Annotated in this window: 7 protein-coding genes; 6 read left to right on the forward strand and 1 reads right to left on the reverse strand. The window is 22.3% G+C overall.

The features are described from left to right. Positions 1-137: 137 nt before the first annotated feature. The 6 genes from MCAN360_RS01445 (at position 138) to MCAN360_RS05375 (ending at position 20,113) form a co-directional block, all read left to right on the forward strand. Positions 138-848 (forward strand): hypothetical protein, encoded by a 711-nt coding sequence (locus tag MCAN360_RS01445; RefSeq protein ID WP_045433749.1) that lies wholly within the window; start codon positions 138-140, stop codon positions 846-848. Positions 849-890: 42 nt separating this feature from the next. Further along, a complete protein-coding gene (gene tig / locus MCAN360_RS01450) occupies positions 891-2,309 on the forward strand; it encodes a trigger factor (protein WP_045433752.1) in 1,419 nt (472 codons plus the stop codon). Between the two features lie 180 nt (positions 2,310-2,489). Beyond that, a complete protein-coding gene (locus MCAN360_RS01455) occupies positions 2,490-2,711 on the forward strand; it encodes a hypothetical protein (protein ID WP_045433754.1) in 222 nt (73 codons plus the stop codon). A 20-nt stretch (positions 2,712-2,731) separates the two neighbouring features. Further along, the gene (locus tag MCAN360_RS05365) at positions 2,732-4,978 is read left to right on the forward strand and encodes a hypothetical protein (RefSeq protein WP_045433757.1); all 2,247 of its coding nucleotides are present in this window, start codon (positions 2,732-2,734) and stop codon (positions 4,976-4,978) included. A 131-nt stretch (positions 4,979-5,109) separates the two neighbouring features. After that, positions 5,110-11,394, forward strand: a complete 6,285-nt coding sequence (locus MCAN360_RS05370) for a coiled-coil domain-containing protein (RefSeq protein WP_045433760.1) — start codon at positions 5,110-5,112, stop codon at positions 11,392-11,394. A 1-nt stretch (position 11,395) separates the two neighbouring features. Further along, on the forward strand, positions 11,396-20,113 hold the full coding sequence (locus MCAN360_RS05375) for a hypothetical protein (RefSeq protein WP_045433763.1): 8,718 nt from the start codon (positions 11,396-11,398) through the stop codon (positions 20,111-20,113). A 202-nt stretch (positions 20,114-20,315) separates the two neighbouring features. On the opposite strand, the gene MCAN360_RS05825 is transcribed toward MCAN360_RS05375, so the two are convergent. Beyond that, entirely contained in the window at positions 20,316-20,429 is a 114-nt protein-coding gene (locus MCAN360_RS05825; RefSeq protein WP_084111381.1) for an IS3 family transposase, read from the reverse strand. Positions 20,430-20,542: the final 113 nt, after the last annotated feature.

Consider the following 20,542-nt stretch of genomic DNA (forward strand, 5'->3'; position numbering starts at 1 on the left):
AAAATTAAAATTTAATTTCTTTAACTTTATTTTAAAATGATTTTTTGAATTTTATATATAAATAAAATTATAAATTAATTATATAAAAAATGATTATTAAAATCAAACGATTATTTAAATAGTGTAAAATTCTAATTATGCTTAAAAATGAATTATTAGAAAAAGAATTTGATCAATTTATCGATGAAATTAATAAAATTAGATACGAAGATCCTTTAAGAGCTATATATCTTTTAGATGAAGGAAAAAAACAATTTCAAGTTTCAGCAATGCAAAATGAAATTGATGCATTTAGAAACAATATTTTATTTCAAATTAAAAAAAATAATCTTAAAACAAAAACTAATTTAGATACATTAAGTTTGATTAATTCATTAAAAAACAAGAAAATGGATTATATTTTTATGCTTAATTATAATGAACTTAAAAATCGTAGTTTAAATGAATTTTCTTCAGAATTTCAGTATTTTTTTAATGGTGATGGTTTTGATAACTCAGGATTTCAAACATTAATTTATGATCTTTTACAATCTAAAAATATTGACTTTGATTATAAAGTAAAAAATGATGTTATTAATCCTAAAAAAGATGGGTCATTTTTAAAAAATGAATCAATAGCAAAACTTGAAAAAGAAATACTAAATCTTTTTAAAGAAGACGTTGCAAAAAGTAAGATTGCTAGACAGGTTTTTAGTGGTTATTTATTTCAAAATTGAATTAAAATATTAAAAAATAAAACATTTAATGAGTATCAAGATATTGTTTCAGTAACACAGGTCTTATTTGGTGAAAAAAATGAAAATGATCTTAGCAAAGAACAAAAAATCTTATATGCATTATTCAAATAAATAATGTTATAATATTTACATATTTTTAAACAAGGAGAAAAAATGTCAAGAAAGTTTAATAAAGAAAATACAGAATTAATTATTGATTATATTTTTGAAGGTGAACAATTATCAAAAGCTATTGAAAAAGCTCAAAGATCACTAGCTAGTGATGTTATTGTTCCTGGTTTTAGAAAAGGTAAAGCACCATTAAAAGAAGCTTTAAAACGCATTGATCATTTAAAGGTCTTAAATAAAGTAATTAAAAATAATATTAATGATATTTATTCAAAAGAAATTATTTCTCAATTAAAAGATGAGGATAAAATTTTAGAAAACTTTGAACCAGTCTTGGATTTAAAAGAAGTTAACGAACAAAAAATAGTTTTTGAATTTACATACGCTCTATTTCCTTCGGTAAAATTAGGTGATTTTAAAAAATTAGAAACTAAATTATTAAGCTATGATTTAACTGATGAAGATTTTGAACAAGCTAAAAAGAGTATTTTAGATAACTATATGGTTATGTTAGATTCAGAAGAACCTATTAAATTAGGTGATAAAGTTAATTTCGATTTTATTGGATTTATCAATGGTGAAAAATTTGAAGGCGGAGAAGCTGAAAAATTTGACTTAGTAATCGGATCAAAACAATTTATTCCGGGTTTTGAAGAACAAATGATTGGACTTAAAAAAGGTGAAACAAAAGATCTTAATTTAAAATTCCCAGAAAACTATCATGCTAAGGATTTAGCAGGAAAAGATGTTATTTTTAGAGTTACAATTAATAAAGTTCAAACACCTAATTATCCAGAAATTAATGAACAATTTTTAAAAGAAGTTAAAGTTAACCCGCTTGTTAATGACTTAGAAACATTTAATCAATACTTAAAAATAGTTGCTTTAAAAGAAAAAATGTTTGTAAATAATTCAAACTTTGTTCAATCAGCTATTGCAGAAATTTCATCTAAATCAGAAATTAAAATGTCTTCGTTGATTGAAGCTGCTGAAGCTGAAAAATATTACAACGGTTTTGTAAAAGAATTAAAACAAAAAGGTATTAATGAAAAAGACTACTTTGAATTTGCTAATACATCAAAAGATGATATTTTATCATTATACAAAAAAGAAGCAAATAAAAACTTATCTTCATCATTTGTTATGGGTAAAATAGTTGAAGTTGAAAACTTAGGTGTTACTGATGAAGAATTTAATTCTAAAGTTAAAGAATTATCAGATTTATATGGTTTAAAAGAAGAACAAATTAAAACATTTTTAACAAAACAAAGATTTGATCAAGAGCAAATGTCAATTAGAATTTTTGAAAGATTAGCAGAATTAAATAATCCTGAAGGATTTAAAAAATATTTAGAAATCAATAAAGAAGTTAAAGAATATGAATCAAAAGTTCAAAATATTTTAATTGAAGACGCTAAGGTTAAATCAAAAAAACAAGTTGAAGAAATGACAAAAGAAAAATAATTTATTATAAAAATTAAGTTAAATTTTAAAGCAAAAACACAATTATGGCAAACTTCATAGTTGTGTTTTTAAATTTTATAAAAGTAAAAATATTGTATAAATTTCGCTTTAAATGATTAATTTTAATATATTTAATTATAATAAAGTAATAATAATAATAATAATAATATGGAGGTCCATATGAAACAATATTTAAATAAAAATAAAGAATCAAAAAACAAAAAGACTTTCAAAAAAACGACAATTGTTGCTATATTCTTTATTGTTTTATTTTTAGTTATATTAGCGATTTTGATTGCTTATGTAGCTGATTTTATTAGATTCAACGGCACTTTAAAAAATGGTTTATTGTGAACTGTTGACCAAAGAAAACACGGATTATTTAATTTTTGAAATAAATAAAAATGTAAGGGAGAAAAAACATGTCTAAAAAATCTAAATTAACAGCTGCATTATTATTAACAGGTTTACCAGCCGCTGCATTAGCAATTGCTCTGCCTTTTTTACATTCAACATCAAATAAGATAAAAAATAAGGAAAAAATCGATGCTCTTAATAAATTAAAAAATACAATTGATAATTCAACTTATTTTTTAAAAAAATATCCTAATATTAAAATTAAAAGCAGACAAGAAATTGAAGAAGCAATTATACATGCAAAGCAAATTGGTAATGACTGGATAAATAGAAATGAAAGAGATGCAAAATCTGTTGTTACTAGCTTAATTGATAGTAGACATAAATTAAATCTTCTTTTAGCAACTGCTTTATTAAAAGAAGATTTAACAACTGATAAAGATACTAATGAAGCTATAAATGAAGTCGAAAAATATTTATTATCATATGATGTATTAGTTGAATTTAAAATGTATGCTAATAATTTTTTAAGAAAAAAAATTGATAAAAATTCTTTAATTAAAAAAAGTATTGAACTATTAGATAAACAAAAAAGTATTACTTTTAATGTTGAACTTGACATTAATATTTTTAGATTTAAAATTTTAAATAATATAGATGATTTAAATATTTTATTTAAGTCAAGTGCACTTGATAAAGTTGCAACTTTTATAGAATCAAGAACCATTTCTAAATCATCAAGAGATGTTATAAAGGAATATGAGATTTTTTTCAAAAATGTTTCAAATGAATTATATGAAGTGGAATCTAAGAATAATGCTAAATTGGTTAAAGAACTTTATAAACTTATAGATGATTCAATTTATAAAGTTGAACAAATGCAAATTAATTCAGAATCTAAAAAAATGCTTCAATTAGAACTTAGAAATTTAAAAAATTTTGTTAAGGCGGTTAAAGGTAATTTAAGCTTTAAAATAATTAATGAGGATAGTAAAAATATAGACTTCAAGGAATTTATTATTAAATATATTTCTTCATTTTTCGCTAAAACTTCTCAATATTTCAAAGGTTATGACGAAGTTGTAAGTAATTTACAAAAAAATATTACTGAAACAAAACAAAAAATTAACAATCTTGAGGCGCAATTTAGAACTTGACTAAAAAATATTATTAGTCAAACTGAATTAAAAATCAAAGAAGATAAAAATAATTTAAAAATTTATGAACTTTATTCAGATTTTGTAAAAAGTACTCAATTAATATTTATTGCATCAACTTTATTAAAAGAAAATATTAGAAAAGTTAATTCTTCAAATGTTTTGAACAATCAAGAAAAAGATAAATATATTAACGAATTAAAAGCATTACCATATGATAATGCTTTAGATTATTTCCTAAAATCTAATGAAATAATGTCAGATTTTGAATATTTATCTTTAATTAGAAATTTTGTAAGTGAAAGATTAAATAATTTAAAAAAACAATATGAATTTTCAAAAACTAATGCTATTAAAACAGGTTTAAATAAAAAACAAATTTTAAAGATTGATGAGAATATTAAAAAAATAAATAATTTAAAACAAAATAAAGTTACGTTTGATCAATATATTAATCAATTTGAAACATTAATAAATGAGGAACGTTTAATAAATAAACAAGAGTTAAAACATATTATTAAATTACTTGAAGAAGAATTTTCAAAACAAACAATTAAAAATTCACCTAATTTAGTTTCAATTTGAAATAAAGATTTATTACCTATTTTAACAGATTTAACAGATGATTTTTCTACCGCCACAAGAAATGAACTGAATGAGCAAATTAAGGAAAATAATTCTAATAAATATAATGCCATAAGATTACTAACAGAAGCAAGGTTAGCTAATTTTGTTAATTCGATAAGTGATAAAAATACCATTTTGCTAAATGAAATTGAAAAAGAATTTAGTAGCTTATATAAAGAAAAAGCTATTTTTGAAAATAAGGTACAGTCATTACTTTCAAATGCCAAAAATATTTCAATTGATAAAAATCTTACTGAAGAACAAAAAATATCTAAATTAAAAGAAATTGCACAAAAACAAGAACAATTAAGTAAAAATATGCACGATCTTGCAAAATTAGCTGAAATTAAAAATAAAACAGGTGAAATTTTAAACAGATACAAAGATAACGAAAATGCAAAAATTTATTTTGCTAATGAAATTAAAAATGTTTCAGAATTAAGAAATGAAGCTGAAGATATTTTAAATAATCCAATAGATATTTCTTCTGATTTTAGAAAATTAAATAAAATTTATCAACACAATTAAAAGAACTTTCTGATAGTGTTGATAACGCTGATGGGGAAAGAATTGCTAATAAAATTGAAGAACAAATTATTGATACTTTTACATCTCAACGTAAATCTGGACAAGCAATAACTCCTTTAGAATCTATATTGATGAAATCACTAGAAAAATTAAGAAACGAAATTAAGGTAAATAATAAATTAGATGATGATGTTAAAAAAACAGATGAGAATAGGAAAACTCAAAATAAAATGAATATTTTACATCAATCAATTCCTGTATTAAGCAACTTCGAAAAAGAACTAGAAATTTTTAAAGAAGAATTTGAAGAAGTTAAAAATGCAACTAATGTCTTAAATGAAAACTTAAAAGATATTGATATAGAAATTAAGGATAAATTTTCTTCTGCAGTTAAAAAACTAAATATCGAGAATGCAAAAATTGAAAAAGAATTAGAAAATCTTATTAATGAGCAAAATAATTTATTCGATCCTTTAAAGCACAACAAAGATTATGTTCAATCACTTAATAATAAAATTGAATTATTAAAAAAAGAAATGGCTATAAATCTGGCTAGTGCTAAATTAGAAAAAGAAAGTTTAATTTTAAACCAAAGTGTTGTCGATAATAATGAATTTGGTGGTGTAATTAATCAAGAACCTTATTCACTACTTAAAAATGATTTCGATTCACTAAATAAAGCAAAAAAAGATGTGCTTGATAATTTTGAAAAAACAAAAAGTGAAATTGAAGTTTTAAGAGAAAAAAATAAAGAAATAAACGAACAATTACAAAAATTGTGAACAGAAAATGTTTCATTGCTAGAAGATGATAAAAAAGAATTAAATCTGGAAGAAATTCAAAAATTAGAAGAAGAAAGCAAAAAAATAAATAATGAATTACAAGAAAAACTAGCTGAATCAAAAGAAAGTATTGAAAAACAATTTGGAAATTTTGAAAAATTACAAGTTTTAGCTAAAAAAGTTAATGAAGCAGCAAAAGCATTAAAAAATATAAATGCAACTGATTATCCAGAATTAAGTAAAAATTTAAAAGAAATAATTGAAGCCAACCGTATGTTTAGTTCAGATGATCTTGGTGAAATAAATAAAAAATTAAAAATAATTGATGACTCAATAGCGAAAATCGATTCTTCAAAACAAGCTAAGAATAAATTAAATGAATTAATTAAAGTAAAGCAAAATCAATATAAAGAAGAAAATAATTTTGAACAAAGAAAAATCTTTAAAGAAGTTGATGAAGAAATTCAAGGAGTTATTGATCAACAATTAGCTATTATCTCTAATCCCGAATCGACATTATCTCAATTAAACGTTTCAGCAGCTATAATCGAACAAGCTATTAGTAAATATACATTAGCAAAAGATTTTATAAATAAAGAATTCGAAGCAGCAAAAGATGATTTTAATACTAAATCTCAGGAATTTCTTTCTGATGAAAAAGCTAATAAATTTTATGGTATTAATGACGATAATTTATCTGAGGGCACTGAAATTCAAAAATTAATTGATAAATATAACAAGCTTATTAAAGATGATCAAACTACTTTAATGCAAATAAATAATTTAAAAGATAATTTAGAATTAGCTTACAATAAAGATAAATTTAATAATAAACAAAATTCAATTTTAAATAAACTAAATTCTGTTAAAGAAAAGTTTCTACAAATTCCTGATCTAATGAAAAATAATAATTCTGAAAACCCATTAGATAAAATTACTGAATTAGTTCATTTATTAAAAGCAGATATTAATTCTAAAACTAAACTATCAGAAGTTTCGCAAATTATTGGACAATTTGAAAAATTAAATTCAATTGAAGATTTACTAGAAAAACAAGAAGAAATTGCTGACAAAATAATTGAAAATAAATTAAATAACAATAGCAAAGAAACATTAGTTAATATTCTTAAAAAATCAACTTTTTCAAATATAGAACCTACTTTGTCAACCCCAACTAATAGCGAGATTTTTAAAATGTATGAACAAATATCAGAAGAATATAATAATTCTCGTGAATTTGCCGACATTGTTCAAAGCTCAAATGAAAAAATAAAATTAGTAAAAGAAAAAGTTAAGGATAAATTAAGCAATGATTTAATTGATCAAGATGCTAATGGAAAAATTCAAGCTTTACTAGATAAATTTGAAAGTGAATTAAATTTAGTTAAACTTAACCCATCTGATTTAAATGGATCTAAAAATGAAGTAATAAAATATGAAAATAAAGCAAATAATATCGATAACAAATTAGATGATATTTTTGAATTTGCTAAAGTTATAAAAAAAGCTGACGAGCTTTCAAAAGAAATAGGTTCAACTAGTGGAAATGATGCCTTAAACTCATTTAAAGAAAAATTAGATCAAATAGTTTTAAACGCTAAAGAAAAATATACCGATTTTCAATCATATGATGATATAAAAAACCAAATTAAAGAAGTAACTGCTTTAATTCAAGCTTCACAAAAAGTTGAAAGTCAATTTAATGAATTAAATGAATTATTTAAAACTATTGAGTATAAACAAGGACTTAATGAACAAGATCAATCTCAAACTAAAAAAGAACAACTACAAGGCTTTATAAATAAATTAAAAGATTTTTCAAGTTCTGATGAAGTTAAAAATAATATAAGCAACGTAAATTTATTAGGATCAGTAATTATTTCAACTAAGTCATTAATTGAAACTCATAAAAAAATATTAGATAAATACAATTTAACTGAATTTAATTTTCAAAATGAAAAATACGGATATGAATGAGATCAAAAAAATATTGCTGAATCTACTCTTTCTACAGTACCAAATATTCCTGGTGAGAAATTTGAACCAATTAATTTAACAACTGAATTAAAGAAACTAAAAGAAGCCGCTGAAGAAAAGGCTTTAAAGGCTAATATTTTATATAATTTACGTAAAGCCGAATTTGAAAAAGCTGATAAATATTTTAAAGAAGACGTTGCGAAAATAGAAGCAAAAGTTTTAGATAAAGCGTTTGAAGAACTAAAAAATGATCAATTAATTTTCTATAAGGATATTTTAAACAAAATTAAATTAGTTGATAGTTATGAAAAAAAATCTGAAATAGATATACATAGTCAAAATATTGAATTAGCTCATTCAATGACGGATAATTTTATTGAACTAGCTAATGCAGTAAAAAGAATTAAAGATAAAAAACAAAATATTAATGCTAAAAATATTGTAGAAAATAACTCGGAACTAAAAGAAGCAATCGATAAAATTGATCAAATGGTTGAATCCATTGAAAAACAAGGTAAAACCAAGTGAAACGAAAATATTTATTTTTATAATTTAAAAGCTTCTGAAATTAATAATGAAATTAATAAAATTGAAGTTCACAATGCTAAATTAGATTTATTACTTAAACATTTAGAAGCTAAAAATAAACTTGAAGAATCCATATTAAAAGACAAAAATGCAAGAAAAATTTTAGATGCTATTTTAAAAGATTTCTCTCTATCTATTAAATTGTTAGATACTGCGGACAAAATTAGAATTAAAGATTTAGAAACTCAATATATAGACGGTGGTTTACTTTCATTCAACAAGGTTTTTGAATCTTCAAAACAATTACTTACTGTTATTGAAGAAGCAAAAAAAATTAAAGTTGAATCATCGGATGAATACTATATCAAAGAAACCTTACTAATGAAAAAACTTTATGATGAGTTAAATATAAAAATAAACGAAGCTGTTCGTTTGTTAGATACAGAAGAACTTTATAAAGATAATAGATTAATATCAGATAGATCTAAATTAATAAATGACATCAATAATCCATCATATGGAATTATTGCTAAGATTAAATTTGAAAAGAAACGTGAAAAAGATTCAATAATTAAAGAATTAGAAGCTATTGATAATTATATTAGTAGCAATTATGAAGAAAATAATTCTCCAAAATTGGATGACTTTAATACCTTAGAAATTAGAAATAAAAAAGATACCGAATTTAATACACTAGAGGAAATAAAAAATATTACTACTGAAATTAATGCAACAAAAGTTAAAATTCAAGAACAAAAAAAATCTATTTTTGATTTTAATAAAAACCGTCTTGAAATAATGAAAAATCAATTTGAAAAATACGTTAAATTACTTTCTGGAGAAGAATTTAATACAAGTACAGACCTTAAACAAATCTCAAAAAACGATAGTCAAACATTAGTTAAATATATTGGAATTGAAGCATTAATTAATATTTATAAAGATCATATAAATGAAGTACAAGAATTTTTAGATTCAAGTAATTTTAATGAAAATTCATATATTCAAGATTCAAGATTAATTAATGATAAATACAAATTAATTGAAAATGACTATAAAGAATTAAAATCAAAATCAAAAACAGCGTTTTCATTAATTAAAAATAGTATTGAAGTCTTTAATAATGAAGTAAAAATAAAACAAGAATCAGATAGCAAATCAACATTATTTGATTTAATTAAAAAAATTTACATAATTAATAATTCAAACAAAACGGATATTGAAAATAGTGAATTATTTACAAGACTAAAAGATGTTGATGAAAAAACAAAAAATTTACCTCAAGATTTAGAAAAAATAACTCCTGCTGAATATTTTGAAAATAATTATAATGATTCAAAAATATCAGAAGTTCAAACAAATGTTGACAATGAGTTTAAAGAATATTATGAAGTAATTAATAAAATTTTAGAAGGACTAGCAAGCATTGATACTTTAATAAAAGGTAAAAATAAAGATACAAACGATTTAGATAGCTTACAAGGTATTTATACGCATTTTGTTGAAAATAGAACTATATCGAACTTTTTAAATTTAGTTTCTTCTGATCAATATCGTTCTGATGATGTTATAAAAAATGAACCTTTTAGAACATTAATAAGTGCATATAAACCATTGCAAGATTCCTTAAAATTAGATAGTAAAAGTTCAGCAGATAAGATTTTAAATGATCTAACAAGTTTATTAGATTTAAAACTTAAAGTACTAAAAGGAGTTTTTGAACCTTCAGTTCATTTATTAGAGTGATTTAATAAATCTGAGAACCAACAATTAGTGTTAAGTTATTTAATTTCTAATGAGCAAAAGAATATGAAAGATATAGTTCCTAACCATAAAACACTATATGAAGAATTTAAAAAAGCAATAGACAAAAAAATTCAAAGTAATAGTTCTACAAAGGAAATTGAAATAACAGAAAATGATGATATTCTTAAATTATTTAAGCGTTTTATATTCCTTAAAAATAATATAATGCCATTTAATTTAAATAATATTAAGGTTTATTTAACTCGTGAAAATACTAGTGATGATTTTGCGCCTGAATTTGTTCAAGCAGATACATCAATTAAGAAAACAAAATTAAACTTTAAAGTTGTATATAATAAAACAACCGATAATTCATTTTTTGGTGATGTAGAAAAATTCGAACTTAAATTCAACGATATTTGAGTTACTTTTAATACCCTAACAACATTTAATACAAAATTAGAACATGTTTATTCTCCTAATCAAAAACCAGAAGATTATTGAAAAACAAAAACAATTTTTATAGGAAATGAAGCAGGATGAAATAATAAGACTTTTAGCTCTCATTTTTTAAATGCATTTTCAGCAGCAGCTGATTTTAAGAGTGAAAAACAAATATCACTTTTTAGAGAAGATATAACATTTGACGATGAAAATTGAGACAAGAGTTTAAATAGTGAATTAAAACAACCAGAAAATAATTTCTATGCTTGAAATAACAAAGAATTATTTGAACAAAGCAAAATGCAAGAAAATTCATTAGTTGATTTTTCAACAAGTTCAAAGAATTTTAAATATAAGATTAAACTTAAAGACGAAACTTTTGTTGTAAATAATAAAAAATATAAACTTGCAAAATTTGGTCAAAAACAATTTATGTATTGAGATCAAGCTGATACTGATATGAAAAATATTAGTAATAGTCAAATTAGCATGTGAATTCCATATTTTATTTATATACCACTTATAAGTGAAGATGGTAAGGATTTTACTGTGTTACATATTTCATATCAAGAAAATTTCCAAGTTCCTTGAGCTGGAAATAATTATGAATACAAATTTTCGTTTGTACCAAAATCTAGTGTAGATAACGGTAGATGATACATAATGAATAAAAATAGACTAGATTTTAATATTCTTAATGAGGTTAATAAAAATTCAGCTGAATTTACTAATTTAAGTGAAAAAGAATTAAATGAGGTAAAAGCTAATTTACTTGCTCAAGAAATGGCTAAACACTACACAGATAAGCAATATTTAGGAAAATTACGTAATAAATATTTTTATGATAATTCTTTAAAAACTAATAATTCATTTTGACAACAAGTTGGTAAATTTAACATTTTTGTAAGAATTAGAGAAGAAAATAAGGAGGTAGAATAATATGCATAAAAAAACAATACTTAGTTTATTAGAAGTTGGAGTTGTTACAACTGGTGCAATAGCAGCTTGGATAACATTTTTTGATTTTCAAAAGAATAAGAATATCAAAAATGATCAAATTATTTCTAGATATAATGATTTTAATAATGCCTTTAATAAACATAAAGACTTAATACTATTGAATAATTCAAAAAATAATAGTATTATTCAAAAAATTAGTGAACTTGAATCAAGAATTTTTGATTCAACTATTTCTCCTTTAGAAAAATGAAAAGCTCTTAATAAGTTAGGTGATTTACAAAATAACGTTATTTTTGATTGAGTATCTGAATTAATAAAAAATGAAGCTTTAACAAATTCTGCCGTTAGAAAACTTGAAGAGTTACTTGTTTCACAATCTAATCGTATACAAGAAAAAGATATAAAATCTCAATTTAAATACAATGAAGTAACAAATTTAAAATTAGCTTTAAAAAACTTTGAAAATCTTCAAAAAAGTAAACAAGAAGAATTTATTAATTTATATAAAGAATTTTTTAATAATAAAATTAAAGAACAATATCAATTAGTTGAAAAATACTTAATGCAGAAAGATAATTCTTTAGATGATAATATTATTAAAGCTAATTATTTAATGCCAACAAAATCATTAAGATACAAATTTGATTCTATTTCTCAACAAATTGAATGAATGCTATTTGAACCATCATTTAGAATTAATGATATTGCAAAGAATAAAGAATTTATTGAAGAAATAATAGTTGATTATTCAAAAAATTTTAACCAAGCAATAATTGATAAATTTAATTCTGCAAGTTCTGAAATGAATGAGATTGTAAATTCTGATTCACAAAATGTTATTAATATTATTGCTAATGCGATTTTAAAATCCCTTCCTAATGATTCTAAATATATTTGGACTGTAAAACAATTAAAAAATTCTGTAGATATAAATAAATTACCAATATTTAATAGAAAAATTTTTGATCAACTAATTAATATTGCAAAGAATGCTAAAATATTTTCAAAAAATGAATTAAATACATTACTAAATCATAAACAAGTTTATGCTTATGACAAGATAAGTGAATATTTTTTAACTGGTATTAAATATAAATTAGATTCATCTATAAGTATAGAAGATATCGAAGATGCTTTAGCAAATTTAAAAACCTTTAAGATAATGACTCTTGATAGCGAATTAACTAATGAAAAAATTATTAAAGAATTTATAAAATTTGTTCAATTACAAAAAAATGAAATTAATTTAGGTAAAGAAATATTAAACAAAATATTTGATAATTCTAGTTATAAAGAAATTGTTAATGCAACTAAATTTGATAAATTTAATAAATCTGTTTTAACAACAGCAATTAGTAAATATAGAAACGATATCAATACAATTAAAAATGCAGAAAGAAACGCTTTAAGACTTAAAAAACTTGTTCTTGAAATTTTGAATGATAATAATAAATTAATTTCTGTAGATGAAGCTCATCAATATAATGATGAAATTGATAAAATTTTTAATAATTCAACAAATACAGTTTTTGATGTTGTAAGCAAATTGCACGAAGTAGAAAAAACATTTCAATCAATGATTATTTCTAGATATGAATTAAGAAAAATACAAAATGAAATTGAAGAAGATATTCTTAAATTAAATAATTTTAATGAAGAAATTATTAATGAATACTTAAGCAAAAATGCTAAACAACTTGCTACAAACCTGTTAAATGAAATTACAATCTTTTTCCAAAAAGATAAATTTAAAATTAATAAAATAACTGAAAATAAACTTATAAATAGTGAAAAATTACGTGATATTGAAAAAATTGTTTTAGATCATTTAGAAAAAACAACGAAAGCTAATTTTGATAAATTATATGAGGATTATAAAATTCAATTTTTATCTCTTCCAAAAAACGTACAAAACGAACTACAAGATAAATATATAAATGTTGATATTCTTAAGAAAATTGTTGATGAAATTAATATTGAAACTAGAAAGATAACTTCTAAAAAATTTAACCCAATTATTTCTAAAGATTTACTTGAACAAATTAAAAAATACAAATTCATTGTTAATTTACTATCGGTTTCTCAAAAACAAAATGAATCAATTTTAAGTCTTGAAAAATCAAAACAATATGCAGAAACCGCTTTTAATCCAACAAAAGAAATTTCGCATAAATACTCAGCAAATGCACAACTTCATATAAATAAAATAATTTCAAAACAAAATGACTTAAAAAACAACGCAAATAACATAAATAATTTGTTAAATTTATTTATTTCAAAAACAACATTGAGCAATGTAGATAAACAAAAAATCGAAAATTCAGAAATATTGAATAGTTTTGAAAGTTTGGAATCCTATAATAAAGTTAATGAATTTATTAAAAGCAATCAACAAACCGCTAAAGCAATTGAACAGGCGGATAAATCAATTGATCAAATTGATAAGTTATTTATTGAAATTACAAAAGAATATGGAAATTTAGATGATTTTTTAGAAGAAAAAGAACAAATTGAAAAAATCAAACAAGAAATTTATAAAGAATTAGAAAATAATGCAAATGTTGAAAAAATTAATAAATTAACACAACAAATTCAAAATATTTTTAATAAAACAGCTGCAAAGAAAAAAGAAGGATCTATTGCGGTTAAAATTAAAAAAATAAATGAAAAAATTAATAATGTATTTCCAAATAATGATAATAAAGAACAAAGCGTCGGTGAGAAAAATCTACGTGAGCGATTGAGTAAAATTTTAAAAGAATCAGAAAAACCAGGATTAACAAAAGAAAAAAAACTTGAACTTTTAAATGAAGCTGAATCATTAAATGGAATAATAGAAAAAGTTAAGGAATTTGAAGAAAATATAGATAGTTTCAATAAAAAATCTGATGAATATAGAGATGATAGTGAAATTTTAACTAGAGTTCCAGAATCAATAGCTACAACTAATGATAAAACGATTAATCAAATGAAATTATTGATTAATGAAATTATTATTGCTGAAGAAATTCCGACTATAGATAAGTTTCAAAATAAAATTAATGAACTTAATCAAAGAAAACAAGATTTAGAAATTTCATATAATAAAGATAAATTAGAAACTTTAACACGTAATTTAGAAACTAAAAAGTATAATCTTGATGATGATAAAACTGATGCTACAAAGCTTCAATTTGATAAAGCTATTGAAGATATTACACATTATGCAAAAGAAAAACTAAATTCAGAATCATTAGTTGACTTACAAAATACTAGAACCTTAGTTTTAAAACAAAATGAGTTAATTGATACTTTGAATAAAGCGATTAGTGAAAAAGAAGCAATAAATTCTGATACCGGATTGAAAGAAGAAATTAAAGGTAAAAATGTTGCTGATTTAGATGAAATTATTAAAAATAATATGCCTAATTTGACATCCGAGCCAATTGATTCAACACAGTTGATCGAAACTAAGATTTCAAATGTAAAAAATGCTATTAAAGAATCAAAAGAAAAGCATGAACTATCAAAATTAATAGAAAGTGATCTTAAATTAATTCTTAATGATAAAGAAAAAGTTAATAAAGCTCTTGCAACTGTTAATGCTGAGTTAGAAAAGCAAATTGCTAATAATGAAGCTATAATAAATGCAAAATTAGGAACATATTCGGAAGATACAATAAAACAAGCTAAAAAATCTTTAGAACAAGCTATTAAAAAAATGAAAGATGAAAAAGCTAGATTATTAAAAGAGTTTGACGAAGTTAAAATAGCAACTGATGATATTCTTAGAACTATAGAAGAAAGAGTTGCATCAGATTTAGAAAATAATAATCAATTTAAATTTGAAAACTTTGACAAAGTAAAAAAAGAGTATCAAGCTTTATTGGAAAATTCATTAGGAGCTAATATTGAAGATTTAAAACAAAAACAACTTGAATTAAAACAAGCATATCAAAAAGATAGAGCTTTCAATGCTGCTATTAAATATAAAAAATTTATTGAGGACGAAATAACATCAAAAACTACTAATATACCTGAAATTAATAAATTAGCAGAAAGCTTTAAAGATCAAATTGAAAAAAGATTAAAAGAAAGCTTTAGTACAAATGATGCAAATAATTTTATTAATCTTATTCAAACTATGACTTCTTTTAATGATGTTCAAAAAGATATTCATGATTTTATCAAGGATTTAGAAGAAAAACAAAAAAATAATTCTGATATGATTGAAGCTGAAACTGCTATAAAAGAAGCAAAAAAATTGTTTAGTCAAAAATTTATACCTGTTGCACCATATGCAAAAGAAGATATTGATAATAAACAAAAAATATTATTAGTAGAATTAAAGAAGATTGATGAAAAGCAAACCAAAAAAAGCGAAAACAAGATTTTAATAAATAAAATATTCAATAGTATTGATAATTTTAGATCCAACCCAGAATTAGAGCTAGAAGATAGCCAAAATAATGATCGTGCATTAGTTAATAAGGTTTTAAATGAAATACTTCAAAAAGATGTAGATTTAGGAATTTCGGTAGATCCAAACGTATCAAAAATAGTTGAAGAAAAATTAAACAAAATAAAAGAAGAAAATAAAAAAGCTGAAACCATAGAAGAAGTAAAAAAAATAGAGCAAAAACTTAAGGCTATTGAAGAAATAAAACCATATATTAATGCATTAGCTTTAGAAATTGGTTCATCGCTTTATTTTATAAGTAATAATGATGCAGAAAACGACCCACTAGTGCGTTCTTTTATTGATAATGAGTTAAAAGTTTTGATTAACGAATCACGCGATCTTTATATCAATAATTTCGACGGACAAGATACTGAGGAAATTGCTAAAAAATCTATAGAAGCTATTAAACAAAGTATTATAAAAATTGAAAATTCAAAAGAAAATATTAAAAAAACAAAAGAAATTAAATCTCAGCTTTTAAAAGCTCAAGAACTTAATTTAAATACAAATTATTTTTCTGTAAACAACCAAACTGCTGATTATAAAAAAGATATTATTAAAAAATGATTAGATAATATAGCTACTACATCTAATTACGATAAAAATATAACTGATAATCAACAAAGACTTGATTATACTTATGAAAAAATTAATGCAGCATATGATTTAATTGCTAAAATTAAAGAAATTTCAAACGAAATCGAAAAATGAAAACGTGAACGCAGTTTAAAATCTGACATTCTAGAACAAACTGAAAAAGATGAAGAATTATTAACTCAATCAATGTGAGATGCTGTGCCATCAAGTGCAAGTAATAATTTATCAACAGAAGAAATTAGAAAGAAAATTGAAACTCTTAATCAAAATTATTTAGAAAAATCTGAAATAAGAAATCAAAGAGTTAAATTACTTATTGATATTAAGGATTTTGAAATAACAGAAGCGTTTTTATCATTAGATAGTAATCCTGTTTTAAAAGAAATTGTTTTAAAAAGAATTAAAAAAATAGGTTCTAAGATTTTAGATGCGAAAAATTTTAATCAAATTAAAGATATTAATGATCAATTTACTAGATTAAAAGAACTTTTAGTCGAAGAAATAAAATTAGCTGAAAAAATCAATTCTTCAAAACAATATATTTCTACACTAGATTTAGACAGCGAAGTTTCGAATAAAAAAGATGAGTTTGTTTTAAAAATTCAAGAAAGTAATAACTGATTAGAAAAAGAAACTCCAGAAACTGCCGAAGAATTAGAAACACGTAAAAATAATTTAGCAAAGCAAATAGATATTTTAGATTTACACAAATCTCGTTTAGATGTATTTAAAAGTTGAACTAACATTAAAGAAAAGGTTGAAACATCTACTATTTTGTCGACAGAAAAAAATGCATTATTAAACAAAATGAAAACCTTTGCACAAGAAATTAATAGTGTTAAATTTAACGATGATACAAAAGCTTTAGAATTTGAAAATGTTGGCAATAAATGATTAAAAGGTCAAACGGAAACTTCTATCCCTTATTTACTTCAAGAAGCTATTAATTTTCAAGAATCTTTAAATAATGCTAAAAATGTTAATGCAACTTCTACCCCTCTTAACGGTCAAGATGTTACATCAGCAAAAATAAAAGCTGCTTATGATTTATTAATAAATGATATTACTGATGCAGAAGATTTAATTAAAAATGCTGAAAGTGCAACATTATTAAAACGTAAAGAAATAACAAATAATTTTTCTTCTCATATTGATCAAATTGTTAGTGCTAAAAAAGAAGCTATGGAAATCCTGGCATCAAAATCAAAAGAACTTTATAATGAGTTAATAAAAGACGATAATTTAAGAAATAATGAGGAACTTACTGAATTTAAAAAAGTATCAATTGATAATTTAAAGAGTTACAATTTACCAATTTCAGATAATAAAAAAGAAATAATTGAAACAATTGACAAATTAATTATTGATGCTAGGGATAACTATTTGTTGCAAATTAAAGAAATTTATAATAAACAAAATGAGGTAATATCTCAAACTTTAAATGATTTAAATGAATATAGTGTTGCAATATTATCAGATAATATATGAATAAAAGAAACAAAAACTAAATTCGATTTATTAAAAGAATCAATAAATAAAATAAATATTTTTATAAAAAATAATATTTACGATGAAAAACGTTTAAGTGAGTTTGCAAATTTTGAAAATCAAAATAATTATATTGAACAGTATTATATTGAAAATAATAAACTAGTTAACGAAGCTAATAAATCTAAAAACAATTTTATTGAATCCATTTCAAATAACATTAAAGAAATATTAGGTGAAAATAACGGTAAGATAGGCACTTTAATAAAATCTATTGATAATTCTATTAATATTAACTCTGATTCAATAAATTCATTATCAAACTTATTTGAAAAATTAGGTTTATCTGAAATTAAGATTGATTTTGAAAACTTAAAGAAAGAACATGAAAGATTAAAAGCGATTTTAACTAATTTAAATAGTGAATCTGAAAATAAAGCAAATAAATTAGCTGAAAATATAACAAATGTTAATAAACATATTAATAATTTTGATATTTTTGTTGAAAAATTAAAAGTAAATATAACTAATTTAATTGAAAATCGTAGTAATATTAACGAAATATTAAATGGTGTTTTAAAATCTCCAACCGGAGATGATAAGAATAATATTGTTGCAGAATATGACAAAAAACATAATTTAGTTAAAACAATATTAGACCAGTTACAAAAAGTTGAATTGAGTGAATTTGTAAAATCATCATTTATAAACATTGATTCAAATACTATATCTAATTTATTAACTAATCTTAATACTTTTTATGATTTTGTTAATGATACAGAATTTAATAAATTCTTTATTAATTCAATTAATAGTGATATAAAAACAAAAGAAAAATATACGCTTGAAGATTTTAAAGAAAAATTAGAGGAAATTACTAAAGATATTAATGGTAAAAAAGAAATAGATATAACAAATAACGATTTATTATTACCAATGTTTGAAATGTTTGGAAATACACAGATAGATTTAGAAAATAAATTTAATCCAGTTAATGTTCGTACTTATTTAGTTATTGATAATGATACGAGCAAGTGATTTACCGAGATGAATGCTAATGAATCACAAAAAACAATTAAATTGAAATTACGTTATGAATATAAGCCATCTAGTTTATTTATATTCAGCAATTATAAAGGTTTTAGTCATGAAATTTCTAAAGATATTTCATTTACTACTGATAAAAAAATAAGTCTAAAACCAAAATCAAAAGATATTTTTTACAAGGATTATAAACAAGATTCAATAGGAAAAAATGCTAAACAAAAAATCGCAAACACAGAACGTTTAGGATGAGTTGTATCTAATAAAGAAGAAGCTATTAAAAAATTTATTGAAAAATTCAAAAAGGCTTCAAAATTTGGTGATTCAAGTGAAGTTATTATTGATTCTATAAATAATAAAATATATAAAATAAATAATAATAGCATTATTGGAACTGAGGAACTTAATTCAGATTTTAAACTAAAATTTATTCTTCCACAAGTGTTTATTTATCAACAATCAACACAAGTTAAAGGTGATACAAGTAAGCAGTTTATTAGACTAAAATTTGAAGAAGAGAAACGTTTAGTTGCTGAAATCGCATCTCCTGCACAACTTGTTGTAGGTAGTTTGAATTATCAAGCTAATAAAAATACAATTGAACTTATTAACGGTGTTCCTGATCAAAAATTATCAATGCCTACTGCACTCTTAACAACGATTAAATTTGAATTTGATTGAGATGATGCAACAAAAGATTTATCAATGTTTATAACTAGATATGAAACCTATCATGTTGCAAAACATAAACAATTAAAAGCCACTGAAGAACAAAAAAAATGAATTAATGACGAATTTAAATATACAACACATGAAGGCAATTATGATGCTTATGTTTGAAGTTCTGATAATTTTGCAAAATGATTAATTTTAAACAACCAAATATGAAAAACACCTGAAGGAAATAATTCTAATCCTCCTATTTACACTAGAGATACTAATCCTAACAATGATTATCCAGGTGAGGAAAAAGACAATAAAATAATTGTTAAAAATCCTAGATTTACAGGTGTATATATAAGAACAGAATCAAACGGTAATCAAGTTTCGGCAACCGGACCGGACGCAATGAATATTTACAATTCAGGAATTGAATTTTTTGAATTAACTGATATAAAAAATGAATAAAATAAAAAATTAATTTAAAGTTTTATTTAATTTTATAACAAACCCTAAAAGTTAAACCAAGTAAATTGGAAAAGCTTTTGGGGTTTTTATTATTAGTTTTTTATTTTTATAAGATAAAAAATAACGAAAACATTTAGTTTATAGTTAACCCCAAAAGTTGGACTAAAAAAATTATTTTAAATTGTTTTTTACGGAATGATATCTATTTTTTAGATGTCATTCCTTTTAATTTTGTAATTATTCTTTTTTCATTGTAATACTTTATATATTTATGGATAACTTTTTTAACTTTTCTAATGAGCGAAACTAATAAAATACTTCATTTTTTATTGTACTAAAGAAAATTTTAATTGTACAATTGTCATGGCAATTGCCTTTTTATACATGTTTTGCAAAATATTTTTTTATTTTAAAATCTTGAGATATTAA

Source organism: Metamycoplasma canadense (assembly GCF_000828855.1).
In the GTDB taxonomy this organism is placed as follows: Bacteria; Bacillota_I; Bacilli_A; order Mycoplasmatales; family Metamycoplasmataceae; genus Metamycoplasma; species Metamycoplasma canadense.